Consider the following 24573-nt stretch of genomic DNA (forward strand, 5'->3'; position numbering starts at 1 on the left):
TGCTGCCGCGGTCACGACCGGGTCACCTCCCAGCGGCTCCCCGCAGCAGGCGCAGCGCCCCGTCGACCGCCAGCGCGGGCACGTCGAGCGTCTTCGAGCGCAGGTCGTGCCGAGCGCCGCTGATCTCGACGACTTCGGTCGGGGCCGGTATCAGCGCGGCGGCGGCGCGCACTTCCTCGAGCGTGCCGAACGGATCCGATGTTCCGTGGGTGAACACCGCCGGCACGGTGATGTCCGGCAGGTGCTCGGTGCGGGCACGCTCCGGTTTGCCCGGCGGATGGACCGGATAGGAGAACAGCGTCAGTACGTCTATCTTGATCGGGGACGCCTCCCGGCCGGCCACCACCATGGATGTCTGCCGGCCGCCGTAGGAATGCCCGCCGGCGATCATCGGGCCGTCGGCAAGGCTGCGGCACAACGTGATCGCCTCGACGATCCCGGCACGGTCGGTGGCGACCGAGCCGGACGGTGGACCGGTGGGCCGGCGCCGGCGGTAGGGCAGGTTGTAGCGCACCGCCAACCAGCCACGCCGCGCCCATTCGTGGCAAACCTGTTGCAGCAGTGGGGAATCTCGGTTACCACCGGCGCCGTGGGTAAGCACCACCACCCCTGTTGGGTGGCCGCTGGGTTCGTGCGCCACTCCGGCGATGTGCTCGAGATTCATGACAACCGAAACAGTGGGGAGACCGGGCCGTGGCCACGACCCAGCGGATAGGCGGCGCGCAAGCATTCGGTGACCCATCGCTTCCCGAAAGCGACCGCATCGGGGACGGTGAATCCGTGTGCCAGCGCGCAAGCGACCGCAGTGGCAAGCGTGTCACCACCGCCGTGGTCATTGCCGGTACGCAAGCGCTGCGAGTCGAACTCGTAGAAGTCGGCACCGTCATAGAGCAGGTCGCGGCTGCGATCAGATGACCGCAGGTGCCCGCCCTTGACCAGCGCCCACTGCGGGCCAAGCGCGTGCAGTGCCTTGGCCGCCGCGCGCTGCGACGTCGAGTCGATGACTTCGATGTCTACCAGTAGCCGCACCTCGTCGAGGTTCGGCGTCACCAGCGTGGCCAACGGAAACAGTTGATCGCGAAGCGAATCCAGGGCCGACGCCTCCAGCAGCGGGTCTCCGTGCATGGATGCGCAGACCGGATCGACGATGAGCGGAACCGTCAACTCCAGCCGCCGCCAGGTGTCGGCCACCGTGGCGATGATGTCGGCCGACGCCAGCATCCCGGTCTTTGCGGACTGGATGCCGATGTCGGTGACCACGGCTTCGATCTGACCGGTGACAACATCGCCGGGCACCTGGTGAAAGCTCTTGACACCCAACGTGTTCTGCACGGTAACCGCGGTAACCGCGACGCACGCATGCACACCGAGCAGCGCCATGGTGCGCATGTCGGCCTGGATGCCGGCGCCGCCCCCGGAGTCCGATCCGGCGATGGTCAGCACGCGCGCGGGCGTGGTGCCCGGCGGCGCCAGCGGCAAGTAGCTCACTGCGTGATCGGGAGATACACCCGGTTGCCGTGGTCGGCGAACTCGCGTGACTTTTCCGCCATGCCTTCCTGCAGCGCCGCCTCGATCGCTTCCTCGCTGTCGAGCCCATGGGCGGCCGCGTAGTCCCGGACGTCTTGGGTAATGCGCATCGAGCAGAACTTGGGGCCACACATCGAGCAGAAGTGAGCGGTCTTGGCGGGTTCGGCCGGCAGCGTCTCGTCGTGGAATTCCCGTGCAGTGTCGGGATCCAGCGACAACGCGAACTGGTCGTGCCAGCGGAACTCGAAGCGCGCGGTGCTCAACGCGTCGTCGCGCTCCTGGGCGCGGGGGTGACCCTTGGCCAGGTCCGCTGAGTGCGCGGCGATCTTGTAGGCGATCACCCCGTCCTTGACGTCCTTGCGGTCCGGCAGCCCGAGGTGTTCCTTCGGGGTCACGTAGCACAGCATCGCGGTGCCGGCTTGGGCGATGATGGCCGCCCCGATCGCCGAAGTGATGTGGTCATAAGCCGGCGCGATGTCGGTGGCCAGCGGACCGAGCGTATAGAACGGTGCCTCCTCGCAGAGCTCTTCTTCCAGCCGTACGTTCTCGACGATCTTGTGCATCGGGATATGCCCGGGTCCCTCGATCATCACCTGTGCGCCATGGGATTTGGCGATCTTGGTCAGCTCGCCCAGGGTGCGCAGTTCGGCGAACTGCGCGGCGTCGTTGGCGTCGGCGATCGAACCCGGCCGCAGCCCGTCACCCAGCGAGAACGTGACGTCGTAGCGCGCGAAGATGTCGCAAAGCTCCTCGAAGTTGGTGTAGAGGAACGACTCCTGATGGTGGGCCAGGCACCAGGCCGCCATGATCGACCCGCCGCGGGACACGATGCCGGTGACCCGCTTGGCGGTCAGCGGCACATACCGCAGCAGCACGCCGGCGTGCACGGTCATGTAGTCCACACCCTGCTCGCACTGTTCGATCACCGTGTCGCGGTAGATCTCCCAGGTCAGTGCGGTCGGATCTCCTTTGGCCTTTTCCAGCGCCTGGTAGATCGGCACCGTGCCGACCGGCACCGGCGAATTGCGCAGGATCCATTCGCGGGTTTCGTGGATGTTCTTACCGGTGGACAGGTCCATGATGGTGTCGGCGCCCCAGCGGGTGGCCCACACCATCTTGTCGACCTCCTCGGCGATGGACGACGTCACCGCCGAGTTGCCGATGTTCGCGTTGACCTTGACCGCGAACGCCTTGCCGATGATCATCGGCTCGCTCTCGGCATGGTTGTGGTTGGCCGGGATCACCGCGCGGCCGCGAGCGACCTCGTCACGCACCAGCTCGGCGGGCATGTCCTCACGGGCGGCGATGAACGCCATCTCGGCGGTGACCTCGCCGGCGCGGGCGCGCTGCAGTTGGGTGCCGCGGTCGCGGACGACCGCGGGCCGCGGGGGCAGCCCGGACGTTAAATCGATCACCGCGTCCGGATCGGTGTAGGGCCCGGAGGTGTCATAAAGGTCGAAGTGATCCCCGGTGGACAGGTTGACCCGTCGCAACGGAACCCGCAGACGAGCCCCGCCCGGGCCCGCTACTTCGCGATAAGCCTTGCTGCTGCCCGCGATGGGTCCGGTGGTCACGGACATCGGGTCGACGGTTACGGTCATTTTGTCATCTCCCTACGCCGGCATAACCCGGTCAGGTTCGTACGGTCGACGGCCCCAAGCCGTCCTCTCAGCGCACTCGGCGTGCGCTCCCGCGCTATTGGTTGATGCGATCGCCCGCACGCGAGGTTACCCCCACTTCAGGCAACGCGGCACGCGGGCGGGGGAACCGGTGAAAATCACCGAAATCGCCGACGGTGGGACGGCCTTTCTGTTAGAGCGGTAGGCGGGGATAGCCGGCGAATGAGAGGATGCAAACGTGCAACAGCCCACGCGATCGGGCGCGGCGACATCCACCGGAAACCGCAGCCAGCCAGCCGGGGCAAGCGAGGCTGCCACTAGGTACTTGAACGTCGGCAGCTTCCGCTTCTGGTTCGTCGGTCAACGCTGGGAATGGTCGGACGAGGTGGCGCGGATGCACGGCTACGAACCGGGGACCGTAGCGCCGACGACAAAACTGCTGCTGTCGCACAAGCATCCCGACGACCGCGCGCATGTCCAGGATCTGCTCGACTACGCCTTGCAGTCGGAGGGGTCGTTTTCGAGTCGTCACCGGTTTATCGACACCGCGGGCACGGTGCACGACGCGATTGTGGTGGCCGACCGCATGCTGGAGGAGTCGGGCGCGGTGTTGGGCACCGCCGGCTACTACATCGACCTCACCACTACCTTCGACGAGACCCGGCACGAGACTCGACAGGAAGTGCTCGACGAGGCCCTGCCGGACCTATTCGAGAACCGCGCGGCGATTGAGCAGGCCAAGGGCGTGCTGATGTATATCTACCGGGTCAGCGCCGAGCAGGCCTTCCGCGTCCTGCAGTGGCGGTCGCAAGAGACCAATGTGAAGCTGCGTGCCCTGGCCAGGCAACTGCTCGTCGATGTCAAAGAACTGGAATCCCCGATGGCCGCCGTCCAAAGTCAGTTCGACCATTTGTTGCTGACGGTGCACGAACGAATCCCTCCCGAGTCCGCCGGATAGCCTAATCGGGGACGGCTCGATGCTGCGTATCCGGTAGCTGCACGTTGCGGCTGGATTTTGGTCACGTTCGAGGCGGCGAAAGGGCGTGGAATTGCTGGCGGTCGACCACGAGGTCCGTGAGGACGCGGTACTGGTGCACGTCGAGGGCGATGTCGACTCCAGCACCGTCGAGGAGCTCAGCGCTCACCTGGCCGCCGCGCTGCGGTCCGCCGCGACGCACCCGGCCCGGCTGGTCATCGTCGACCTGCAACGGGTGACCTTCTTCGGAAGCGCAGCCTTGAACGCGGTGCTCGACTGCCATGAGGAAGGCAAGGAATCCGGTACGGCGGTCCGCCTGGTGGCGGCTCATGACAACGTGCTTCGACCGATTGAGGTGACGGAGCTGGATTGCATCCTCGACATTTATCCGACGCTGTCCGACGCACTGCACCGCAAGCGACAGCAATGAACCCGCTGCCGGCCGACCTGGCGGCTGCCGTCACGTTGGGCGGCGAGATGGGCCGCCGGTTCGCCGAATTCGACTGGGACGCCCATCCGTTGGGATCGCCGCAAGCCTGGCCAAGCGAGGTGCGTGCGGCAGTGGCAGTGACCCTGACTTCGCGCTTCCCTATCGTGCTGTGGTTGGGGCCTGCGGATCTCTTCCTGATGTACAACGACGCCTACGCCCAGATCTTGGGGGACAAACACCCCGCGGCCCTGGGCCGCCCCGCAGAGCAGGTGTGGTGGGAGATCTGGGGACAGATTTTCCCGATGCTCAGCAGCGTCTTCGACACCGGCGTCGCGACCTGGTCCGACGACTTGATGTTGCCGCTAGTGACCGGCGGCCACCCGCAGGAGCGGTACTTCACTTTCACCTACAGCCCCATCATCGGCGGCAATGGCGCGATCACGGCCATCTTCTGTGCGGTAATTGAAACGACCGAACGGGTGCTGAGTGATCGTCGTCTGCATTTGGTCAATGCGGTGGGGGCGGCGGTTGTGGATACCCGCACCGTCGACGACGCGGTGGCCGCGGCGGTCGCGGTGTGTACCGACCAGGCCGCCGATCTACCGTTCGTCGCCGCCTACGTCGGTGACGCCGGCCTGCGCGGAGCGACGCCATCGGTGCTGCCACTGCTGCCTCGCACGCTGGCGGAGCTGATCCGCGCAAACATGCAGCCGGAATCGCGGGCGGCGGTGCAGATGATCGAACCGGTCGCGTCGATGATCCCCGGCATCGACGAGGCGTTGGGCGACGACTGCCCGGACCAGGCGCTGGTGCTCCCGCTGGGCGAGGGCCCGACCGCCGGGGCCCTGGTGGTCGGAATCAGCCCGCGTCTTGAGCTGGATGCGCTGTACCGCGGGCTTTGCCAACTGATCGCCGACCAGCTGTCCTCAACGTTCGCGTCGATCGTCTCCTATGAACAGCAGCTCCAGCGCGCCGACGCGCTCGCCGAATTGGATCGGGCGAAGACGGCGTTTTTGACCAACGTCAGCCACGAGTTCCGCACGCCGCTGACCCTGCTGCTCGGGCCGCTCGATGATGCTCTCTCCGATGCGCCGCCGGATAGCGTCCTGGCGGACCGGCTGAGCACCGCAGAACGCAATGCGCGGCGTCTGCAGCGGTTGGTCGACTCGTTGCTCGATTTCTCTCGTATCGAAGCGGGGCGGGCGAACGCGAGGCTGGTGTGTACCGATGTCGGTGCGCTGACCTCACACATAGCGTCGTCGTTCACTGAGCTGTGTCATCGCGCGGGACTTGACCTGGTGCTGGACTGCGATCCGGCGCTGGCCGACATCGATCCGGGCATGTGGGAAACGATCGTTCTCAACCTGCTTTCCAATGCGGTCAAATACACCCCGCAAGGCTCGATTCGGGTCGAGGTGCGCGCCGGTGCGACGGACTGCCGGATTGCGGTGCGCGACACCGGTGTCGGGATCGCCGCCGAGGACCTGGACCGCCTGTTCGAGCGCTTCTACCGGGCCGACAACGTACACGGCCGCAGCGTGGAGGGCGCCGGAATCGGACTCGCCCTCGTACGCGGGCTCGTCGAGCTGCAACGCGGGACGGTGGAGATCGACAGCGAACTGGATCGCGGAACGACGGTGACCATCCGGCTGCCGCGTGCGGTCGAGGGCACGGCGGTCGATCAGTCGCCCGCGGTGCCGCAGGACGAAACCAATCCGTACGTGGCCGAGGCAAGGCAGTGGCTGACGGCCGTTTCGGATCCCGATGCTGCGACGATCGCACCCGACGGGCGTCGCCAGGTGGTGCTGATCGCCGACGACAACGCCGACATGCGGGCACACCTGGACCGAGTGCTGTCGGCCCGCTGGGAGACGGTTCTGGTCGCCGACGGCGAGTCGGCACTGAGCGCGACCCGCAAGCTGCACCCAGACGCGATCGTCACCGATGTGATGATGCCGGGCCTGAACGGCTTCGAATTGGTTGCGGCGGTTCGCGCGGATCCGGCACTGGCGGCCACGCCGGTCCTCATGCTGTCCGCCCGGGCCGGAACGGAGGCCGTCAACGAAGGCTTCGCCGGCGGGGCCGACGACTATCTGCCGAAGCCGTTCCGCTCGCAGGAGCTGGTGGACCGCGTGGCGTCCCGGTTGTCCGCGGTTGCCCGAGAGCGCGACCGCCAGCGGCGTGAGACGCAGCTGCGGCTTGCCTCCGATCTGGTGCGACTCGACTCCGCGCTGCAGGCCACCGACTCGGTCGCCGGGATCCTGGATGCCTTGCTCAACTCCCCATTCGGTTCCGGCGATGCCGCCGCCGTGACAATCGGAGTAATCGATGGAGAGCACCACGTCCGGTTCGAATACGCCGGCGACCTCCCCGCGGAACTGCGCGACAGATACCACGTGGCCGCGCTCGATTCCCCGTTGGTCGGAGTCGACGTCATAAACAGCGGTGAACCGATGGTCGTCACCGACACGTTTGAACTTCCCCCGCGCTATCAGCACGTGGTGCAGGACACCGCGGCCAGTGTCCGCGCGTCAGTCGCTCATCCGTTGCGGGACAACTCGGGTCGCGTCATCGGTGTGCTGGCCTTGCTATGGCCCACGCCGCGCCAGTTCGAACCGGCCGATCTCGATACGTTCAGCCGGATGGCCGAGCTCACCTCCTCGGCCCTGGACCGGATCCGCGTCATGGCGCGCGAACACCGGATCGCCGTCGACTTCCAAGAGCATCTGCTCGACTTGGATCGCGGCTCGACCGCCGCAGTCGTAGCTGCCGTCTACCAGCCCGCCGGTGAAACGATGCGCGTCGGCGGCGACTGGTATTCGGTCACCCCGCTGGGCCGCGCGGGCAGGATCGCGATATCGGTCGGTGACGTCGTCGGACACGGCTTGGCCGCCGCAATCGTGATGAGCAGATTGCGTGCCGCGGTGGCCGCCTCGGCGCTCAGCGCGGCCGAACCGGCGGCCGTGCTGGGCGCACTGGACCGATATGCAGCCAGCGTCACCGGCGCTCGCTGCGCGACGGTGGCCTACGCCCTCGTCGACACCGAAGGCGGCGCGGGTGGCGCCACCATCAGCTATAGCTGCGCGGGGCATCCCTATCCGTTGCTGGTCCCTCCGGACGGCCGTCCGGTCTTCCTCGGGTCTGGCCGGCGTCCCCCGGTAGCCGTCCAGGAGAACGATGCGGAAATCCACCCCACCGACGCCACCGCCACGGCGGACCTGCCACCGGGAGGCTTGATCCTCCTCTACACCGACGGACTCATCGAGCGGGCCGGCGAAACCCTCGACGACGGATTCGCCCGGCTGAAGTCCGCGGCCGCCGAGTGCGCCGATCTGCCCGTCGAATCCGTCTGCGCCGAGTTGCTCTCCCGGCTGACCCCGCCGACGGGCTATCGCGACGACGTCGTGGTACTCGCACTCCGTCCGAGCCACGTAGCCGCGCGCAGCTTCGCCACCGTGCTGCCGGCCGCGCCGGCCCAAATCCCCGTCGCGCGCGACCAGCTGCGGGATTGGCTGAGCGGCACTGCCGTCGTCCCGCGTCGCGAACGCGACATCTTGTTGGCGACGGGCGAAGCGGTCACCAACGCGATCGAACACGGCAGCCACGGCAAGCCACGCGGAACGGTGTCCATCGAGGCCTTCCTGCGGCGGGAAACGGTCGAGGTCACCATCAGCGACACCGGCCGGTGGGTTGGCGATTCCTCGGCCAGCCTGCGCAGCCGACGGCGCGGGCGCGGGCTCACCCTGATCGGTGGACTGGCCGATCACGTCGACACCGTCCGGACTTCCGGAGGCACTCGGGTCACGCTGCGCTTCGACCAGGCGGTCGCTAGTGGGTCGGGCCCCGGAAGCGACTAGAGCTCTTCCATCGCTTCGCCCAGTTCCTCCAGGATCTTGTTGTGGTGGCTGCTCGCCAGCAGATGTCCGGCGGCGATGACCAAGGCGACCGGCCAGTCGATGAGTTCGAGCGCCGCCAGGGCGACCAGGCCGCCAAAGTAGGCCAATTGCTCGGGCCGCGGTATCTCCATCTGCCCCACCACCGGCAGGTTCACCACGAAGGTCTCGCCTTCGCGGATCTTCTGCACGGCCTCGCGCTGAGGTGTCCCCCTGCGCGACTTGTTTTCCGCCATCATTCGCCTTTCAGTAACTAAGGGTTTGCCGCCTCGCCGGGTCGTCAGGTCAACGTCGTACTTATGTCGACGAAGGAGTCCGTGGGCGACCCGCTGGTTTCGTCGATTGCTTCGGTGCTGAAGGTGCCGCTAGTGGAACTCTATGCGCTGCTTTGGCGCGTCGGGGTGGTCGAGATTCGGCATCGGGACCGGACACCTCACCGTTCGTCGAGGGCGTACCAGGCCCGGACGGTTTTGTGTCCGACGTGCCCCAACCTTCGCCGGCACGAGTCAGAGCGGCTATCGCGACGGCCGGCACAGCGGCGGCCCATCGAGCCTGCCCCCAACCGAGCGGACCCAGCGGTGTGCGGCCGAGCAATCGGCTGACCGTTTAGTTGGTGCTGCGCAACTCGGCGGCACCCGCCCGCCGTCCGGCCGCCTTCTTGGCCGCCGGCTTACTGGCGGCTTTTTCAGGGACCGCCTTTTTTGGCGCCGGCTCGGACGGCACCGGCTTAAGGGTCGCCTTGGCCGATGCGCGTGTCTCGGGCTTGCGATGCATCTTGTGCAACAGCAACGCGCCGCCTCCGACCGCCAACAGCACCGGCCACTCGACCAGGCCGGCAACGCCGAGCGCACCCAAAGCCAACGCGGCCGCCGGCGTCGAATGGCTGCCACTGCTGACTCCGCGCTTGATACCTTCCGCGGCTCCAGTCACGCCGCCGACAATTCCATTGACCGCTGCGCCACCCACCGCGCCCGCGGCCGCTGTGGTTGCGTCCGCCGCACGGCTCACCGTCTTGCCTGCGCCGCGGACTGCCCCGCCGACGACACTCATGCTGACTCCTTGGTACCTATTCGCTCTCACTGGGAACCGCGTTTAAACGTGTATACCCGTTGAACGCGAAGTTAACAGCAACAACGCAATTTGTTCTCAATATCTATCAACCGAAAGCCTGCCACGTTACAAACGCGCGTACAACGAGCAACTTCTGGAATTTCTGTGGGGCAGCCCCAACACATGAATCCGCGTGCGGCTCAAACCGGGCTCACATCTATCATCACCGGAGCGTGATCGCTGGGCGCCTTGCCTTTGCGTTCCTCGCGGACGATCTGCGCGTCCGTCACGCGGCTGGCCAGCGCCGGTGATGCGAGTATGAAGTCGATGCGCATGCCTTCCCTCCTCGGAAACCGCAGCTGGGTGTAGTCCCAGTAGGTGTAGACCCCGGGGCCGGGCGTGAAAGGCCTTACCACATCACTGAATTGCGCGGCGACAATTGCGTTGAACGCGCGGCGCTCCGGCTCCGAAACATGCGTGGCACCGGCAAAGAATTCGGTGCTCCAGACGTCTTCGTCCGTGGGAGCGATATTCCAGTCGCCGACCAGTGCGATCTGTGCCCCGGGCTCGTCGCGCAGCCAGCCGGCCGCCGTCTCACGCAGCGCGGCAAGCCAATTTAATTTGTAGGTGTAATGCGGGTCGCGCACCGCGCGGCCGTTGGGCACGTAGAGGCTCCACACCCGGATGCCGCCGCAGGTGGCGCCGAGCGCGCGGGCTTCCGCCGTGGCGGCCACCTCCGGCTTGCTGCTCCAACTGGGCTGGCCTTCGAAGCCGATCTGCACATCGTCGAGACCGACCCGGGACGCGATTGCCACGCCGTTCCACTGATTGAAACCGACGTGGGCCACCTCGTAGCCGAGTTCGAACAACGGCAGGGTAGGGAACTGGCTGTCCGAACACTTGGTCTCCTGCATCGCCAGCACGTCGACGTCGGCGCGGGCGAGCCAGTCGACGACGCGGTCCAGCCGGGTGCGAATCGAATTCACATTCCAGGTGGCTAACCGCAGACCGCCGTCGGGCATGACTAGACGCTATCCACTGTTTGGGCCGGGAAGTAGCGGCGGTGATGGTGCAGCCGGAAACCGAGCGAATCGGCGAGGTTGTTGGCGCCGCTGTCGTGGATAGACAGGTAGCCGCGCGTTGCGCCGCGACCCGCGCCCCATGCCAGCAGTGTTTTGCATAGGGGCGCCGCGGCTTCGTCGTCGGTAGCGGATATTGCCGACAGGCCAACCCACCGAACGCCGTCCGGTGCGTCGGTCAGCGCCGCCCGCGCGACCGCTGCGCCCGAGTTGGAGCCGAACATCAGCTCGCCGTCGATGACGGCGGTAAGCACGTCAACGGGCATCTCGCGGCGGTATATCCGTAGCCAGGTGTCGTCGGGGCGGGCCAGCAGGGTGATGGACGGGTCGGGCTCGGCGATGGACACATCGGACACGTCGCGCACTAGGACTCGTTCCGTGCGTTCGCCCCTCACGCCGGGCGGCAGGGGCAGTAAGCGATCGGGAATGGCCACCCGTGGTGTCAGGCCGCGACGATCGTACCAGGCGACGATCGCGGGCACGGTGCTGAGATGAGCCGAAATATCCAGTGGCACTGCCGAATTGGCGGCCAATCCAGCCCCGTGGCCGGCCCGCAGCAGCCAGCCGTCCAGCCAGGCCCGCTCAACTCCGGGCCAGGCCGCGGCGGCCGCATGCTCGAGCGCCCGGATTTGGGAGGTGCGAACCGGTGCGTCGGTCAGTACCCGCAGCGCGACCGCGTCGGCGGGCGCAAACTCGACGACCGCGCCCGTTTTCGTCCGCACCCGCACCATCGGATCGACGCCGAGCAGGTGTCCGACCGCGTCGGTCAGCGGCGGGACCGATCCGGCGGGGCGCCGGTAACGAACCGTCACCCGCGTTCCCACGCCCGGCCACGAGACCATCAGTGACCGAACGGGTCCGGCCCCTCGCCCGGCAGCCATGACAGTCCCGGAACGCCCCAACCGTTTGACTTGACGGCCCGTTTCGCGCTGCGGGCGTACCGGCCGATGAGACGGTCCAGGTACAGGAATCCATCCAAGTGCCCGGTCTCGTGCTGCAGCATCCGCGCGAACAGGCCGGTGCCCTCGATAGCGACCGGACTGCCGTCGGCGCCGAGGCCGGTGACCCGTGCCCACTTCGCCCGGCCGGTTGGGAACGACTCGCCGGGAACCGACAGGCACCCTTCGTCGTCGGTGGTCGGGTCGGGCATGGTCTCGGGTACTTCGGAGGTTTCCAGGACCGGATTGATGACCACACCGCGGCGGCGGTCGGTCAGTCCCCGGTCCTCGGCGCAGTCGTAGACGAACACGCGCAGCCCGACCCCGATCTGGTTGGCGGCCAGGCCGACCCCGTGCGCGGCGTCCATAGTGTCGTACATGGTGGAGATCAATTCGGCCAGATCCGCCGGCAGTGAACCGTCGGCGGCGACCGGCACCGGCTTCGTCGGGGCGTGCAGGACGGGATCTCCCACGATGCGAATGGGTACGACTGCCATGGTCGGCTAGCTTAAGCCTGGCTTGGGCCGGGGCGGCGTGGCGGTCGGGGGCACGCGGGCAATCGAAGCCATCGGCCGACTCGCGGGTCTGGATTGCGGCTTGAGGGTTCGCGGCGTGGTTCAATATTCGCCGAAACATGCCCCTATGTAAGTCAAGTCATCCGCACACGTTTGAGAATCGCCGGAAGGGTCCAGGGGAAGCGATATGGACAGCGCCATGGCGCGGGCAAATCGATCGGGGGACGACTCTGAAATCGCCGATGGGCTCACCCGACGTGAACACGACATCCTTGCATTCGAACGTCAGTGGTGGAAATTCGCCGGGGTAAAGGAAGAAGCCATCAAAGAGCTGTTCTCGATGTCGGCGACGCGCTACTACCAAGTGCTCAACGCGCTGGTCGATCGACCCGAGGCGCTGGCCGCCGACCCGATGCTGGTGAAGCGGCTGCGACGGCTGCGCGCGAGCCGCCAAAAGGCGCGGGCAGCGCGGCGCCTCGGCTTCGAGGTGACCTGACTCGCTACAGTGGGCTCGATGAAAGAGCGAGTCCCCGACTCTACGGGGCTTCCCCTGCGGGCCATGGTCATGGTGCTGTTGTTCCTGGGGGTCATTTTCCTGCTGCTCGGGTGGCAGGCCCTGGGTTCTTCCGGGAGCTCCGATGACGAGTCGGCGTCGCCGGTTTCCAGTGTGACCAGCACCACCACCTCGTCGTCGAGTTCGACGAGCGGTAAGCCCCCGGCGAACCAGGCCGAGGTACGGGTTTACAACATCTCTTCCAAAGAGGGTGTCGCCTCGCGCACCAAGGACGACCTCACCGCCGCCGGCTTCAAGGTCACCGACGTCGGGAACCTCACGTTGTCCGATGTCTCGGCCACCACCGTCTACTACACCGATGCCGACGACGAGCATGCCACCGCGGACGCGGTGGGTCAGAAGCTGGGAGCGCCCGTCCAACCGCGAATTCCCGCGCTCACCAACCAGCCGCCCGGCGTCATCGTCCTGGTGACGGGCTGAGCGCCGGGCCGCGGGTGTGGCGGCAGGGCGAAAAAGCGGGGATGAATTGGCCGCAGCGTTACGCTCGCGAAGGCCATCGTCGGGCTAGGCTCACGCTATGCGTAAGCACGCCGGTTACCGCAATGTCGCAGCCGCCGCCACGTCCGTATCGGCCCCGTACCTTCTGGCCGCTTGCGTCGCGCTGGTAAGCGCGTGCTCGCCCCCGCAATACGCGTCGACGGTCCCGGGTACCACGCCGGCGGTCTGGACCGGGTCGCCCGCGCCCGCGGAAAGCTTGGGCGCCGAGGGTGGGCAGCGCGCGGCGCGGAGCATGACCACCCGCTTGAAGACACCCGACGGCGTTGAGGTCGCGATCGCGAAGTTAGATTTCGGCAGTGGCCCCAGTGGCTATGCCACGATCACGATCGCGACGACCGGTGCTGGTCTGCTCGCGCCCGGATTCCACGGAGTACACATCCACAAGGTGGGCAAGTGTGAGGCCAATTCGGTCGCCCCGACCGGTGGCGCGCCCGGCGACTTTCTGTCCGCCGGCGGCCACTTCCAGGCGCCCGGGCACGCCGCCGAGCCCGCCAGTGGTGACCTGACCTCGCTGGAAGTCCGCAAAGACGGTGTCGGGATGCTGATGACAACCACGGACGCCTTCACCATGGACGACCTGCTCACCGGCCAGAAGACCGCAATCATCATTCACGCCGGTGCCGACAACTTCGGGAACATCCCGCCGGAGCGCTACAACCAGATCAACGGAACACCGGGTCCCGACGAGATGACGATGAGCACCGGTGACGCCGGCAAGCGGGTGGCGTGCGGTGTCATCGGTGCCGGGTAGCAGGGCCAGTGCCCGCATCGATTTCGCCCCGTCGCCACGGCCGACCATTGGCGTGGAGTGGGAGTTCGCGCTCGTCGATGCGCAGACCCGCGACCTGAGCAACGAAGCCACCGCGGTCATTGCGGAGATCGGCGAAAATCCGCGCGTGCACAAGGAATTGCTGCGCAACACCGTCGAAGTGGTCAGCGGTATCTGTGAGTGCACCGCAGAGGCGATGGAGGATCTGCGCGACACGCTGCGCCCGGCCCGTCAGATCGTCCGGCACCGCGGCATGGAGCTGTTCTGCGCCGGCACCCACCCGTTCGCCCGCTGGTCGGCGCAGAAACTCACGGACGCCCCGCGCTACGCCGAGCTGATCAAGCGCACGCAGTGGTGGGGCCGGCAGATGCTGATCTGGGGAGTGCACGTCCACGTCGGGATCTCGTCGGCGAACAAGGTGATGCCGATCATGACTTCGCTGCTGAAGTACTACCCGCACCTGTTGGCGCTGTCGGCATCCTCGCCCTGGTGGGGCGGCGAAGACACCGGATACGCCAGCAACCGCGCGATGATGTTCCAGCAGCTGCCCACCGCCGGGTTGCCGTTCCACTTTCAGACCTGGGCGGAGTTCGAAGGCTTCGTCCACGACCAGAAGAAGACCGGCATCATCGACCATATGGACGAAATCCGCTGGGACATAAGGCCTTCTCCGCATCTGGGCACCCTCGAGGTGCGGGTCTGCGACGGGGTGTCCAACCTGCGTGAACTCGGCGCGCTGGTCGCGTTGACGCACTGTCTGATCGTCGACCTGGATCGTCGGCTCGACGCCGGTGAGACGCTGCCGGCGATGCCGCCGTGGCATGTCCAGGAAAACAAGTGGCGCGCCGCTCGCTACGGCCTGGACGCGGTGATCATCTTGGACGCCGACAGCAACGAGCGGCTGGTTACCGACGATCTCGCCGACGTGCTGACCCGGCTGGAGCCGGTCGCGAAGTCGCTGCATTGCGTCGATGAGCTGTGCTCGGTGGCCGACATTGGGCGTCAGGGTGCCTCATATCAGCGCCAGCGGCGGGTGGCCGAGGAACATGACGGCGACCTGCGTGTTGTCGTCGATGCGCTGGTGGCCGAGCTGGACATCTAGGTTTAACTCATGGCGGATTTCGAACGCACCGAGCTGGCCATGTTCCCGCTGGAGTCGGCGGTGCTGCCCAACCAAGACCTGCCGTTGCGCATCTTCGAGCCTCGTTACGGCGCGCTGGTCCGGCATTGCATCGACGCTGACGAGCCGTTCGGCGTTGTGCTGATCTCCCAGGGGCGCGAGGTCGGCGGCGGTGATTCGCGATGCGATGTCGGAATCGTTTCCAGGATTACCGAATACGCCGATCTCGGCGCGGGCCGATACGTGCTGCAGTGCCGGACGGGGGAGCGGATTCGGGTGTCTGAGTGGCTGCCCGACGATCCCTACCCGCGCGCGACCGTGACGTCGTGGCCCGACGAGCCGGGGGATCCGGTGACCCAGGCCCAGCTGCTCGATCTCGAGGCCCGGGTGATGGCAGTCTTCGAGCGGATCGCGGAAGCCCGCGACGCGGAACTGCCGGACCGCGACGTGCTATTGGGCTACGACGAAGCCGGCACGGACGATGCCGGGCAGCGTCTGTACGCGTTGGCATCTCGTATCCCGATCGGAGCGGCCGACCGCTACGCGGTGCTGTCGGCGCCCTCGGCCGCCGACCGACTGGCCGCGCTGCGCGAGGCCGTGGACGCGGTTGCCGAGATGGTGGAATTCCAGCTGTCCGAATAGGGGGCAATGCGATGAGCGCCGACGTGACGGTCGACATCAACGAGGGCGTGGCGGTGCTCACGCTCAATCGCCCCGAGCATCTCAACGCCTATACCGCCGACATGGGCAGGCTGTTGGGCCGGGCGTACGAGGAGTGCGACGGTGACGACGACGTCCGCGCCATTGTGCTAACCGGGGCGGGCCGCGCCTTTTGCGTCGGAGCGGATTTTTCGGGCAGCATTTCGCCGTTCGAAGCCCCGGCCGACGCGAGCACCTTCTCGGCATCGCCGATCGACCCGGCCGCCTTCGAATTGCGTAAGCCGGTCATCGCCGCACTCAACGGCCACGCCATCGGAATCGGCCTGACCATCGCCCTGCAGGCCGATATCCGCATCGTCGCCGAAGACGCCAAATACGGTGTGGTGCAGGTACGCCGGGGAGTGATACCCGACTGCATGTCGCACTGGACGCTGGCGCACTTATCCACCTTGGGGGTGGCCGCGGAGGTGCTGCTAACCGGGCGCACTTTCACCGGGGCCGACGCGGTGGCGTTCGGCATCGCAAATCGGGCACTACCCGCCGAGCGGGTGCTCGACCATGCTACCGAAATGGCCCGAGATATCGCGGCCCACGTGGCCCCGATGTCGGCGGCGTTGTGCAAACGGCTGCTGTGGGACAGCGCGATCAACAACTACACCCCGCGACAGGTCGCGTCGCTGGAAACGCAGCTGCACTACCGCGTGATGGGCACCGCCGATGCCCGTGAAGGAGTCGCGGCTTTCCTCGATCGCCGGCCGCCGCGGTTCAGTTCGCGGCTTTCGGCCGAGTGGACGGCCCTGCCGGAACCGTGAGCGCCAGCAACTCGGCCAGAGCGACGCCGAGGTTATGCAGGTTGGTTTCCAATGAATACGTCCGGTCGACCGTCCAGTTGAGGATGCCCCCGGACAGCGCGCCAACGATGATGTCGGCCAGGGTTTCTGGCTCGTGTCGCGCGCTCACCTCACCGCGCGCGACCCCCTCCTTGACCAGTTCGACGAAGGTGTCGTGCAGGTTGAATCCGCGCTGGATGCCATAGCCGCTGGTGGCAAGCATCTCTCCGATCATCTCACGGTAGGTGTTACCCGATCCGACCAGCGCCGTGGCGATGTCGTCGAACACACCGATAAGTCGCGCCGGGATCGGTTGCTCCGCGCGGCCGAATACCACGTCGTGCAGGTTGACCAGTCGTCGTTCCGCCAAGGCCCGGATCATGTCCTGACGGGTGGCGAAGTGGTTGAAGAACGTTCGATTGGCGACGTCGGCGCGCTCGCAGATCTCTTCGATGGTGGTGGCTGCAACGCCCTTGCGGAGGAACAACTCGAAGGCAGCCCCGAGGATCTTCTCCCGCACTTCGAGTTTTCGCCGTTCCAACCTGTTCACGATGTCGCACAGAGCTTCTCGGAGAGCGTCCACCAGTCGGCCGCACGCTGCTCGTCGCGAGCGTAGGGCGCGACCGTTTCGCTGACGCCGCAGTCTTCCAGATACAGCGCGCCCCGGTCTGCGAGCTCCGGGCTTACCGCGGCCCACACCTGAGTGGCCGCACCGTGTTCGGGCATGACGAAGTCGAGGAAGCCGTCGGTCGGTTCGCCGCGCGCGGCGGTGCTCGCGGCGGCGTATTTGCGTAGTCGGGAGAAATCCGATCGGGACATGTACCGCGCCAACGACGTGGCCACGGTACCGGGATGGACGGCGTAGGCGCGGATTCCCAGGCCGCGCAGCCGTCGGTCGGCTTCGACAGCGTGCAGGATGTTCGCCGTCTTGGATGAGCCGTATGCGACGAACTTGTCGTATTCGCGGTTCTCCCAGTTGGGGTCGTCGAAGTCGACGTCGCCAAGAACGTGGCCGCCGGAGGACAGGATGACCAGCCGCGCACCCCTGGCGGCGGCAAGCTGCGGCACGAGCAGTCGGGTGAGTTCGAAGTGTCCGAAATGATTTGTCCCGAGCTGTATTTCGAATCCTTCGTGCGTCCGGCTGAAGGGAGTGAACATGACGCCGGCATTGTTCATCAGGACATGGACCACCGGTGCGATGTCGCGGATTGCACTCGCCGCCGTCCGAACGCTGGCCAGCGCCGTGAGGTCGAGGTGCACCTCCGAGGTCCGGGCACCCGGCACCTCGGACGCTATCCACTGGGCCGTCTGCGCCAGGGCGCCTGGGTTGCGTGCGGCCAGGACGACATGCGCGCCGCCGGCGGCCAGCGCACGCGCCGACTCACGGCCCAGCCCGGACGACGCACCCGTGATCACACATACCTTGCCGGACAGGTCGATTCCGTCGACGACTTGCAAAGCGCTCAGCTGTCCGGTCATGCCGGCGTGAGCTGCCACAGTGGGACGACCACGTTCGGGTCGCATTCCTCGTCGACGATCCACTTACACATCCGTCGGATCGGCTCGATGGCGTCCTGCGGCATGGCGATCGCCACACTGCATGCGTAGCCCAGGCTGGTCAGCCGTTGGGCACCGAAGAGCGGCAACGTGTCTCGTAGCCGGCGCTTGAGGGATTCCGGGTAGATGCCGATGGTCTGGGTGTAGGCGTTGACCGCGGCGGTCACCTTGTCGATGCTGTCCACGGGAACGATGTTGGCGATCCGCCCGGACAGCATCGGCGAATAATCCACGGGCTCATCGAATTGCGAGACGACGATGGCGCCCTCGCGCCGCTCGCCGCCGATGACGCGGTAAAAGTCCTCTGCCATTCGGGAGGCGTCCAGGTGGTCGAGCAGCTCGCGGTTGGGATACCGCGGCGGGGTGCTGACAAGCGCGGGCAGCGACACCAGCTCTTGGTAGATCAATTCGCCCAGCCTATTGGCTCTGGCCAGGCCCTCGGCGTCGGTCCCACTGAGCACGTAGATGACCCGGGCGTTGGCGCACCCTTCCTGGTTGGCGACGCCGATGTCGGTCGCGGCGCGGCGGGCCACCTCTCGCATGGTATGTTCGTCGTCGAATGCCTCGCGGCCGATGATGGTGGCGCTGCGCTTCGGGTCCAGCGCAATGAGCTCCAAACCGGGCTGGATGTAACGGGTTACGTGTTTGACCGACGCCAAGCCTCCCCAGGCCACGATCTTTTCGATGTGATGGGGCTGATAGAGGCTCTCTTCGATGGTCAGATCGCCGCCCTTCCAATACCCGACCGCGAGATGCTTGGTGATCGGGTGATTCGGCGCGACGTCTGCCAGCGTGCGGGCGATGGCGATCGCGGTGAGGGGATCGTTGGACGGCGCCTTGATGATCATGTCCGATCGGGTGATCACCGAACGCAGGATGGTCACCGCCGAGACCAGTCCGCCGTTGCCCGCCGGGATGTGCAGGACTCGGGATCCGAAGGCGCGCACGCGCAGTTCGCGGCCGTCGCGCAGTTTGTGCGGGACCCATCCGTTGAGGTAGTCCAGCCCGACCTGGCTGTCGGCGATTTCGGTGACATTGTCGCGGGAAAACAGCGGCCGCAGCACGCGATAGCTGTTCTTCAGCATCTCGGCCGGCAGCACATTGGCGACCAGCGAGGCTTCGTAGGCCTCCTGCAGGTGAGTGTTCGAGTCGAAGTCCAGCGCGTTGCCAAGGGCGGTGAGCACATCGAGGATTTCGTCGAAGGTCACTTCGTAGAGGTCGCTCATCTCCGCGGGGCTTTTGAGCGGCAGCTGCGCGACGTACTTGCTCATGTCCGGTGCCTGGAACTGCGACGCGCCGATGCGGGTATCGAACGGGACGAGGTCATCGGTGATGACCCGCCCCCGCAAGAACAGCGGGACGGTGTAAGCGATCACAGCTCCACCCCCTTCATGAAGTTCACCGCCTCGCTGTGCACCTCTTGCGTTGCGGCGCAGGTGATCCGGTCGTCTTCGATACCTTGCTTCTCGCTGTAGCGCACGATGTCCTTCTCGAATGCGACGCTGGCCTGACCGCAGGGGCAGTGCAGGTCCCAGTTGATGGTGACTTCGTCACCGGAGATGACGCCGCCCCAATGGGCGCGCAGCAGGATGTCGTAGACGGCCGCGCGGCCGGTCTGCACACCGGTGCGGGGAAGTGGTTCGCTGGTGTCGGGATCGAGCACGAACGGGATGACCCACGGTGCCACGTGGTAGCGGCCCTCGCTACAGCCCCAGTGAAAGGTGCTCGACTCGGAGAAGCCATAGCCGATTTGGATGCGGTCGACCCCGAGGAAGTCCTTGATGATCTCCATGAAATCGGCAGGCAGCGCAACACCTTTCATCCCGCCGCCGGTGAGAATCGCCGAGTCTGGCGCGAACACATTTCTTACTCCGCGTTCCAGACCGGCCTTGGCGATGTCGTACATCAGGTGGTAGGTACCGAGCATGAACACCCGTTTGCCGCGCAACTGCTCGGTGATGCGGGTGAAGAACGCATCCATGTCCTGGGCCTGACGCGCTTGCATGGCGATGAACTCATCCTTGCGGGCCGCGAGTGCGGGGTCGATCTCCAGCCGGTCGAGCTCCCCGCGGGATGCCGCCGCCCGCATCTTGGAGGCCAGGAACATCAGGTCGGTGTCCACCGCGAAGGGGTAGAGGGCGTGGAACCTGCTTTCATCGCCACCGGTGAAGCCACGCTTGATCATGTTGGCAATGCGCAGATGACCAAGCTTGCCGTTGGCGAAGTTCGGCCACACGACATCCACGGCGGGATTGAGTTCGGCTTCGGTTGGTTCTTGGCCGAAGGTTTGGAACAGGCAGATCTTCCACAGCGTCATGCCATCTTCGGCGCCGCGCTTGTCTTTGGGGAGGATCGAGATGGTGCCGGTGGTGCCGCTGGAGGTGATGACCCCCAAGGGGGTCTGTGCGTCGAGGCGGTCGATCCAGTCGTCGATCCCGGTGCAACCGGTGGTGTCCACGTTGGACAAGTCGTAGCTGGTGAGCTTGTCGAGCCACTGGGTCATCAGGTCGAAGCGCTTCTTGTCGATGAGCGCCGCCGGGTATGACTTGAACGCTGTGTGCGGGAAGAACAGCGGCACAACGTCATTGAACTCGTTGAGGGCTGTGACTCCGAGCCGGTCAGCAAGCTTACGCAGCATCTCGATGCTCTGGTGGTGCTCATGAAAGCGGATGCCCATCGCCTGGCGTTGCAACTCTTCGAGCTCGCGGCGGCCGATGCTGTGCATCTGCGTGTAGGACTGGCCGAAAAAGCCGATCGGGTCGTTCATGAATTCGGTCACCGGCCGCGCTGGCTTGTCCGTGACTGTCATCGGCTTAGCGTAGACCGATCGTGCAGTAATAAGCAATATTGCAGTTGACTGCAATTAGACGTCGGCCAGGGCATCGCGCTCGGCCAGCGACTTCAACGTGAGCAACTGCTTACGCATCATCACCAGGTCACCGAGCGCCAGAACACGAGCCGGCAGCCCGGGCCCGCCGAACCGCACGCGCACATGTAGCCGCGAGCCGGCACCCTCAGGGCGGACCGCGTAGGTGACAGCGACGCCCTTGGACCGCAAAGTGATCTGCTCGCCGCCGACGAATGACTGCAGGGCGAACATCGTCATGAACCGCTGTCCGACTTCGAGGCGAACCAGTTCGTGGTTGCGTGCTCGGGGGCTCCGGCGGCCGAGGTTGTCGAGGATGTCGTAGCTGTAGGGCGCTACGCGTAACTGGCATACCCAGGAGAACACGATCGATGGCGGCGCGGCGATGCTGATCGCACGGTCCGCCTGAACGCCGTCGTCTGGACACAGCGCGTCGCACGGCAGGGAGACCTCTCGTTCCGACGGTCGCACTCCCCAAGTCAGGCCCAGCATCCGAGAACACCCGATCTGTTTGGATATGGTTCTGCTGCAATCGGTTTCGCGATCACGGCACGCTGGCTGCGACTTCAGAGGGACCGGGTTGGGTGGGGCTACTTGACTTGATGACGGAGAGGCCGCTGACCAACGCGCCTGTGAAGAACAACGCGGCGGCGACCTGTAGCAGCCGGGCGAAACTGGCATCGGTCAGCGTGCCGGCGGCGATCAGTCCCACGCAGGCCACCGAGGTCAGTGCCGACGTCCGGCCCAGCGCGTTTTGGACGGCTGCCGCGACTCCGCTGCGGGCAGGTTCGACGGACGACAGGTTCAATGCCGTCAGCGGTGTGCTGGTGAGAACCAGGCCAATCGCCAGCACCGTCATCCCGGGCAGCAGATGCGTGACGATGTTGAATCCATGCGCGGAGGGCCGGATGAGCAGCAGCCCGAACCCGGCCAGCAGCGGGCCCGTCGTCAGGAAGGCCCGGGACCCGATTCGCGCGGCCCTGGCGCCGACGCGCTTGGCGAACAGAAACGACATGGTGGGGGTGGGCAAGGTGACCAAACCCGCGACGGTCGCACAGTAACCGGCGACCTCCTGCGTATACAGGGCGACCGAAAGCGAGCCCATCGCAATGGCGCCGTAGACGAACGCGGTGGTCAGATTGGCACTAGCGAAGTTGCGGACCGTGAACAGACCCAGCGGCAGCAAAGGGTGGGGGGCGCGCCGCTGCCACGCCACGAACGCCAGCAGGGCAACGATCCCCACGACCAGCGACGCGATGAGGCCCGGGTGCCATCCATGCTTCCCCGATTCGATGAGGGCGTACACGGTGGCGGCCAGCCCGACTGCCGACAACGCGGCCCCGGCAACGTCAAGGCGGGCGCGTCGGGCGGGCCTTGAAACCGGGGACTGCATGGGGCACAGCCAAAACGTCAAGGCGAAACCGATGACCATCGGAACCGCCGACAACGCATAGATCCATCGCCACCCCAGCAGATCCACCGCCAAGCCGCCCAGCAGCGGGCCGAGCGCGAACGCGGTACCGGTCCACGCTGTCCAGGCTCCAATGGCCGCGTGGCGGTTCGCGTCGCCGAAGGTGGAATTGATCATCGCCAGCGACCCAGGCACCAAGAAGGCCGCACCGAGGCCTTGTATGAGGCGCCCGGCGATCAGCATGGTCGGCGAGGCCGCGGTGGCCGCCAGCACCGAGCCGGCCCCGAAGGCCACCAGCCCGAACCGCATGACCGGAACTCGCCCGAACAAATCGGAGATCGAACCGCCCGGCAAGATCGCGGCCGCCAGCGCCAGCAGGTAGCCATCGACGACCCATTGCTGCAGGCACATACCGCCGCCGAGGTCGCGCTCCGTGGCCGGCAGTGCCAGGTTCACGACGGTGCTGTCGAGGAAGGCGACCATCGACACCATGACGGCCACCACCATGACCCGGCTCGTCGGCGCGGCGTTACGAAGTCTCATGAGCCGTCCTGTCAGGCGGGCAGAATCGGTGATGACGATCCCCGGAGAAGGCTGGGTCGCGATCATCGCCGTCTCACGGGACGGTCTCGGGGCCGCTCGTCGTCCATGTGTTCTCTCCTCGACCGCGTGGGGACAACCTCTTCTGGATGATGTATGCGCAGTGGTTACGAAACGAGCGAGTCAACGGGTTCACGCGCATCGGCGTCGAACCGGGGATCAGCGAAGGCGCGCTTCTGCCGCAATGCGTTTTCAGCGTCCAGTCATCCGGGTGAGGTCGCGGCGCGTGGTGCGCTCTATCAGCCGCGGCGCCACCGCCCGATGCAGCGGGCCGACCAGCGCCCAGACCGTTCCGGCGGCGATTTTGTGACGGTAATGCAGGCGAGTGGTGAGTGTGGCGCGCAGACCGTCCTGGCGTCGCAGCGTCAGCTGGCCCCGCATGAGTGGCCCGTGCGCCGTTAGCACGATTTCGTCGTAATCCGAGCGCGCGATCGGCCAGCCGATGATGTGATCGGGTGAGGAATACGGACCCAGGCGAAATCTCAATATGTGGCGGTGGATCCACCAGACAACGTTTCCGCCTGCGCCGGGTTTATCCCCAACCGCGTCGCGGAACGATTGCTCGGCGGTGCGCGAGTCGCCGTGCGGGATTGGGACTTCGAAGACATCCGTGTAATCGGCCGCGGCGTCGCCCGTCTGTGCCCGTTCGGCTAGCGCCGTCGCCGCAATGCGCTCAAGCATCCTGCGAACCACGATGCGGTGTGCGCCGGTTCCGATGACCAGTGCGCGATAGACCTCGCCGTGTACACCCGGGAAGGCGGCCCACGTGAGTGCGCGGACGCGTGTGCGGGGCGGATCGCCGCGCTCGGAATCCAATTCGAACTCCAGCCGATAGGCCGCGAACAAGTGGCGGCCTTTCATTGCGAACCGCACCGGTCGTCGCGTTTCGTCCTGGACGAAGCCGATCGGCACGGTCGTCGGGTCGTGCGGGTCGCGGCACATCATCCGCAGCAGCGCGGACCACGTGTCTTCGCGATTCGCCTGCACCGTTATGGCATGCTCATCGATATAGGGTAATCGTTCCATATAGAAGGAATGTACTAGATCGTGGCACCTCCGCGGAAGCATGAGACCGATGTGATCCTCGACGCAGCCCGGGCGCTGGTGCTCGACGGCGGACCGCGCGCGGCGAGCGTGGCGGCGATCGCGAAATCCAGCGGTGCGCCGGCCGGCACGCTGTATCACCGGTTCGGCAACCGCGACGGAATCCTGACGGCGGCGTGGCTGCGCGCGCTGGAACGCTTTCAGTCGCGGGCGTTGGCGGCGGTGCGCGATTCGCCGGTGGACACCGCCACCGCCATGGCCGTGGCCACCATCGGCTTCGCGCGGGAACTCCCGGAGGACGCCCGGCTGTTGCTGACGATCCGGCCGTCCGACCTGCTCGACGAGGAGCCCGACGCGGCCTTCCAGCAGACCGTCGCCGCGATGAACGCCCCGCTGATCGAGCGGGTGCGCGAGTTGGCCCGAAAAATCTACGGGCGCAGCGATCGGCGGTCCGTCGATGCCGTCGCGCGCGCGGTGTCCGATCTGCCCTATGCCGTCGTCCGGCGCCACGCGCACGACGAGCCGATGCCGTCCTGGCTGGAGGCCGATGTCGCGGCGTCGGCGCGGGCGCTGCTAGACAGCCCCTTAAACAAACTTGGCGAACGCGCGTAACGACT

The 24573-nt window shown here is 66.3% G+C and carries 26 protein-coding genes and 1 riboswitch; of the genes, 11 read left to right on the plus strand and 15 right to left on the minus strand.

The window, feature by feature from the left end; all coding sequences use genetic code 11:
* Positions 1-22: 22 nt before the first annotated feature.
* The 3 genes from ACLP4W_RS01085 to thiC form a co-directional block, all read right to left on the minus strand.
* Positions 23-664, minus strand: a complete 642-nt coding sequence (locus ACLP4W_RS01085; RefSeq protein ID WP_442383267.1) for an alpha/beta hydrolase family protein — start codon at positions 662-664, stop codon at positions 23-25.
* Complete coding sequence (gene thiD, locus ACLP4W_RS01090) at positions 661-1488, minus strand: bifunctional hydroxymethylpyrimidine kinase/phosphomethylpyrimidine kinase (protein WP_442383269.1); 828 nt, start codon at positions 1486-1488, stop codon at positions 661-663. Before thiD ends, ACLP4W_RS01085 begins: the two co-directional genes overlap by 4 nt.
* Entirely contained in the window at positions 1485-3128 is a 1644-nt protein-coding gene (gene thiC, locus ACLP4W_RS01095; RefSeq protein WP_442383271.1) for a phosphomethylpyrimidine synthase ThiC, read from the minus strand. Before thiC ends, thiD begins: the two co-directional genes overlap by 4 nt.
* Positions 3121-3231, minus strand: a riboswitch (TPP riboswitch). Its footprint overlaps the gene before it by 8 nt.
* A 240-nt stretch (positions 3232-3471) precedes the next feature.
* On the opposite strand from thiC, the gene ACLP4W_RS01100 reads away from it, so the two are divergent.
* The 3 genes from ACLP4W_RS01100 to ACLP4W_RS01110 all read left to right on the plus strand — a co-directional run bounded on the left by ACLP4W_RS01100 (position 3472) and on the right by ACLP4W_RS01110 (position 8409).
* Entirely contained in the window at positions 3472-4104 is a 633-nt protein-coding gene (locus ACLP4W_RS01100) for a PAS and ANTAR domain-containing protein (RefSeq protein ID WP_442383314.1), read from the plus strand.
* An 85-nt stretch (positions 4105-4189) separates the two neighbouring features.
* A complete protein-coding gene (locus ACLP4W_RS01105; protein ID WP_442383273.1) occupies positions 4190-4552 on the plus strand; it encodes an STAS domain-containing protein in 363 nt (120 codons plus the stop codon).
* Complete coding sequence (locus ACLP4W_RS01110; RefSeq protein WP_442383275.1) at positions 4549-8409, plus strand: SpoIIE family protein phosphatase; 3861 nt, start codon at positions 4549-4551, stop codon at positions 8407-8409. The genes ACLP4W_RS01105 and ACLP4W_RS01110 overlap by 4 nt, the downstream gene beginning before the upstream one ends.
* On the opposite strand, the gene ACLP4W_RS01115 is transcribed toward ACLP4W_RS01110, so the two are convergent.
* Positions 8406-8681, minus strand: a complete 276-nt coding sequence (locus ACLP4W_RS01115; protein WP_442383277.1) for a hypothetical protein — start codon at positions 8679-8681, stop codon at positions 8406-8408. The genes ACLP4W_RS01110 and ACLP4W_RS01115 overlap by 4 nt on opposite strands.
* 63 nt (positions 8682-8744) lie before the next feature.
* Here ACLP4W_RS01115 and ACLP4W_RS01120 point away from each other — a divergent pair, with 63 nt between their 5' ends.
* A complete protein-coding gene (locus tag ACLP4W_RS01120; RefSeq protein ID WP_442383279.1) occupies positions 8745-9047 on the plus strand; it encodes an Rv1535 domain-containing protein in 303 nt (100 codons plus the stop codon).
* A gap of 4 nt (positions 9048-9051) precedes the next feature.
* On the opposite strand, the gene ACLP4W_RS01125 is transcribed toward ACLP4W_RS01120, so the two are convergent.
* The 4 genes from ACLP4W_RS01125 to ACLP4W_RS01140 all read right to left on the minus strand — a co-directional run bounded on the left by ACLP4W_RS01125 (position 9052) and on the right by ACLP4W_RS01140 (position 12009).
* A complete protein-coding gene (locus tag ACLP4W_RS01125) occupies positions 9052-9495 on the minus strand; it encodes a hypothetical protein (protein ID WP_442383281.1) in 444 nt (147 codons plus the stop codon).
* Between the two features lie 200 nt (positions 9496-9695).
* Positions 9696-10502 carry an exodeoxyribonuclease III gene (locus ACLP4W_RS01130; RefSeq protein WP_442383316.1) on the minus strand — a complete coding sequence of 269 codons (807 nt, stop codon included), beginning with the start codon at positions 10500-10502 and terminating at the stop codon, positions 9696-9698.
* A 17-nt stretch (positions 10503-10519) separates the two neighbouring features.
* The gene (locus ACLP4W_RS01135; RefSeq protein ID WP_442383283.1) at positions 10520-11416 is read right to left on the minus strand and encodes an N-acetylglutamate synthase, CG3035 family; all 897 of its coding nucleotides are present in this window, start codon (positions 11414-11416) and stop codon (positions 10520-10522) included.
* Complete coding sequence (locus ACLP4W_RS01140; protein ID WP_442383285.1) at positions 11416-12009, minus strand: peptide deformylase; 594 nt, start codon at positions 12007-12009, stop codon at positions 11416-11418. Before ACLP4W_RS01140 ends, ACLP4W_RS01135 begins: the two co-directional genes overlap by 1 nt.
* A 205-nt stretch (positions 12010-12214) precedes the next feature.
* Between ACLP4W_RS01140 and ACLP4W_RS01145 the strand changes: the two genes are divergently transcribed.
* The 6 genes from ACLP4W_RS01145 (at position 12215) to ACLP4W_RS01170 (ending at position 16460) form a co-directional block, all read left to right on the plus strand.
* The gene (locus ACLP4W_RS01145) at positions 12215-12523 is read left to right on the plus strand and encodes a DUF3263 domain-containing protein (protein WP_046185798.1); all 309 of its coding nucleotides are present in this window, start codon (positions 12215-12217) and stop codon (positions 12521-12523) included.
* An 18-nt stretch (positions 12524-12541) separates the two neighbouring features.
* Entirely contained in the window at positions 12542-13021 is a 480-nt protein-coding gene (locus ACLP4W_RS01150) for a LytR C-terminal domain-containing protein (RefSeq protein WP_442383288.1), read from the plus strand.
* A gap of 97 nt (positions 13022-13118) precedes the next feature.
* Entirely contained in the window at positions 13119-13850 is a 732-nt protein-coding gene (gene sodC / locus ACLP4W_RS01155; RefSeq protein ID WP_442383290.1) for a superoxide dismutase[Cu-Zn], read from the plus strand.
* Positions 13831-14970 (plus strand): glutamate--cysteine ligase, encoded by a 1140-nt coding sequence (locus tag ACLP4W_RS01160; protein ID WP_442383318.1) that lies wholly within the window; start codon positions 13831-13833, stop codon positions 14968-14970. The genes sodC and ACLP4W_RS01160 overlap by 20 nt, the downstream gene beginning before the upstream one ends.
* A gap of 9 nt (positions 14971-14979) precedes the next feature.
* Positions 14980-15630: an LON peptidase substrate-binding domain-containing protein gene (locus ACLP4W_RS01165; RefSeq protein WP_442383292.1), complete on the plus strand. Its 651-nt coding sequence runs from the start codon at positions 14980-14982 to the stop codon at positions 15628-15630.
* A gap of 11 nt (positions 15631-15641) precedes the next feature.
* Entirely contained in the window at positions 15642-16460 is an 819-nt protein-coding gene (locus tag ACLP4W_RS01170; RefSeq protein ID WP_442383294.1) for an enoyl-CoA hydratase/isomerase family protein, read from the plus strand.
* On the opposite strand, the gene ACLP4W_RS01175 is transcribed toward ACLP4W_RS01170, so the two are convergent.
* The 7 genes from ACLP4W_RS01175 to ACLP4W_RS01205 all read right to left on the minus strand — a co-directional run bounded on the left by ACLP4W_RS01175 (position 16414) and on the right by ACLP4W_RS01205 (position 23938).
* Positions 16414-17028: a TetR/AcrR family transcriptional regulator gene (locus ACLP4W_RS01175; protein ID WP_442383296.1), complete on the minus strand. Its 615-nt coding sequence runs from the start codon at positions 17026-17028 to the stop codon at positions 16414-16416. The genes ACLP4W_RS01170 and ACLP4W_RS01175 overlap by 47 nt on opposite strands.
* Entirely contained in the window at positions 17025-17957 is a 933-nt protein-coding gene (locus ACLP4W_RS01180) for an SDR family NAD(P)-dependent oxidoreductase (protein WP_442383320.1), read from the minus strand. The genes ACLP4W_RS01175 and ACLP4W_RS01180 overlap by 4 nt, the downstream gene beginning before the upstream one ends.
* Entirely contained in the window at positions 17954-19411 is a 1458-nt protein-coding gene (locus tag ACLP4W_RS01185) for an acyl-CoA reductase (RefSeq protein WP_442383298.1), read from the minus strand. Before ACLP4W_RS01185 ends, ACLP4W_RS01180 begins: the two co-directional genes overlap by 4 nt.
* Positions 19408-20844: a hypothetical protein gene (locus ACLP4W_RS01190; RefSeq protein ID WP_442383300.1), complete on the minus strand. Its 1437-nt coding sequence runs from the start codon at positions 20842-20844 to the stop codon at positions 19408-19410. Before ACLP4W_RS01190 ends, ACLP4W_RS01185 begins: the two co-directional genes overlap by 4 nt.
* A 54-nt stretch (positions 20845-20898) precedes the next feature.
* The gene (locus tag ACLP4W_RS01195) at positions 20899-21393 is read right to left on the minus strand and encodes a hypothetical protein (protein WP_442383302.1); all 495 of its coding nucleotides are present in this window, start codon (positions 21391-21393) and stop codon (positions 20899-20901) included.
* 52 nt (positions 21394-21445) lie between these two features.
* Entirely contained in the window at positions 21446-22855 is a 1410-nt protein-coding gene (locus tag ACLP4W_RS01200) for an MFS transporter (protein ID WP_442383304.1), read from the minus strand.
* A 249-nt stretch (positions 22856-23104) separates the two neighbouring features.
* Positions 23105-23938, minus strand: a complete 834-nt coding sequence (locus ACLP4W_RS01205) for a hypothetical protein (RefSeq protein WP_442383306.1) — start codon at positions 23936-23938, stop codon at positions 23105-23107.
* Positions 23939-23959: 21 nt separating this feature from the next.
* On the opposite strand from ACLP4W_RS01205, the gene ACLP4W_RS01210 reads away from it, so the two are divergent.
* On the plus strand, positions 23960-24568 hold the full coding sequence (locus tag ACLP4W_RS01210; protein ID WP_442383308.1) for a TetR/AcrR family transcriptional regulator: 609 nt from the start codon (positions 23960-23962) through the stop codon (positions 24566-24568).
* The last annotated feature ends 5 nt before the right edge of the window (positions 24569-24573 follow it).

This window comes from Mycobacterium sp., assembly GCF_052145595.1.
Lineage (GTDB): Bacteria > Actinomycetota > Actinomycetes > Mycobacteriales > Mycobacteriaceae > Mycobacterium.

Coding starts and splice junctions, on each gene's coding strand:
- ACLP4W_RS01170 (WP_442383294.1), top strand. CDS start 15,642: ATGAGCGCCGACGTGACGGTCGACATCAACGAGGGCGTGGCGGTGCTC.
- ACLP4W_RS01135 (WP_442383283.1), bottom strand. CDS start 11,416: ATGGTCTCGTGGCCGGGCGTGGGAACGCGGGTGACGGTTCGTTACCGG.
- ACLP4W_RS01150 (WP_442383288.1), top strand. CDS start 12,542: ATGAAAGAGCGAGTCCCCGACTCTACGGGGCTTCCCCTGCGGGCCATG.
- ACLP4W_RS01110 (WP_442383275.1), top strand. CDS start 4,549: ATGAACCCGCTGCCGGCCGACCTGGCGGCTGCCGTCACGTTGGGCGGC.
- ACLP4W_RS01205 (WP_442383306.1), bottom strand. CDS start 23,938: ATGGAACGATTACCCTATATCGATGAGCATGCCATAACGGTGCAGGCG.
- ACLP4W_RS01115 (WP_442383277.1), bottom strand. CDS start 8,681: ATGGCGGAAAACAAGTCGCGCAGGGGGACACCTCAGCGCGAGGCCGTG.
- sodC (WP_442383290.1), top strand. CDS start 13,119: ATGCGTAAGCACGCCGGTTACCGCAATGTCGCAGCCGCCGCCACGTCC.
- ACLP4W_RS01165 (WP_442383292.1), top strand. CDS start 14,980: ATGGCGGATTTCGAACGCACCGAGCTGGCCATGTTCCCGCTGGAGTCG.
- ACLP4W_RS01180 (WP_442383320.1), bottom strand. CDS start 17,957: ATGACCGGACAGCTGAGCGCTTTGCAAGTCGTCGACGGAATCGACCTG.
- ACLP4W_RS01120 (WP_442383279.1), top strand. CDS start 8,745: ATGTCGACGAAGGAGTCCGTGGGCGACCCGCTGGTTTCGTCGATTGCT.
- ACLP4W_RS01145 (WP_046185798.1), top strand. CDS start 12,215: ATGGACAGCGCCATGGCGCGGGCAAATCGATCGGGGGACGACTCTGAA.
- ACLP4W_RS01190 (WP_442383300.1), bottom strand. CDS start 20,844: ATGACAGTCACGGACAAGCCAGCGCGGCCGGTGACCGAATTCATGAAC.
- thiC (WP_442383271.1), bottom strand. CDS start 3,128: ATGACCGTAACCGTCGACCCGATGTCCGTGACCACCGGACCCATCGCG.
- ACLP4W_RS01195 (WP_442383302.1), bottom strand. CDS start 21,393: ATGCTGGGCCTGACTTGGGGAGTGCGACCGTCGGAACGAGAGGTCTCC.
- ACLP4W_RS01085 (WP_442383267.1), bottom strand. CDS start 664: ATGAATCTCGAGCACATCGCCGGAGTGGCGCACGAACCCAGCGGCCAC.
- ACLP4W_RS01140 (WP_442383285.1), bottom strand. CDS start 12,009: ATGGCAGTCGTACCCATTCGCATCGTGGGAGATCCCGTCCTGCACGCC.
- ACLP4W_RS01200 (WP_442383304.1), bottom strand. CDS start 22,855: ATGAGACTTCGTAACGCCGCGCCGACGAGCCGGGTCATGGTGGTGGCC.
- ACLP4W_RS01125 (WP_442383281.1), bottom strand. CDS start 9,495: ATGAGTGTCGTCGGCGGGGCAGTCCGCGGCGCAGGCAAGACGGTGAGC.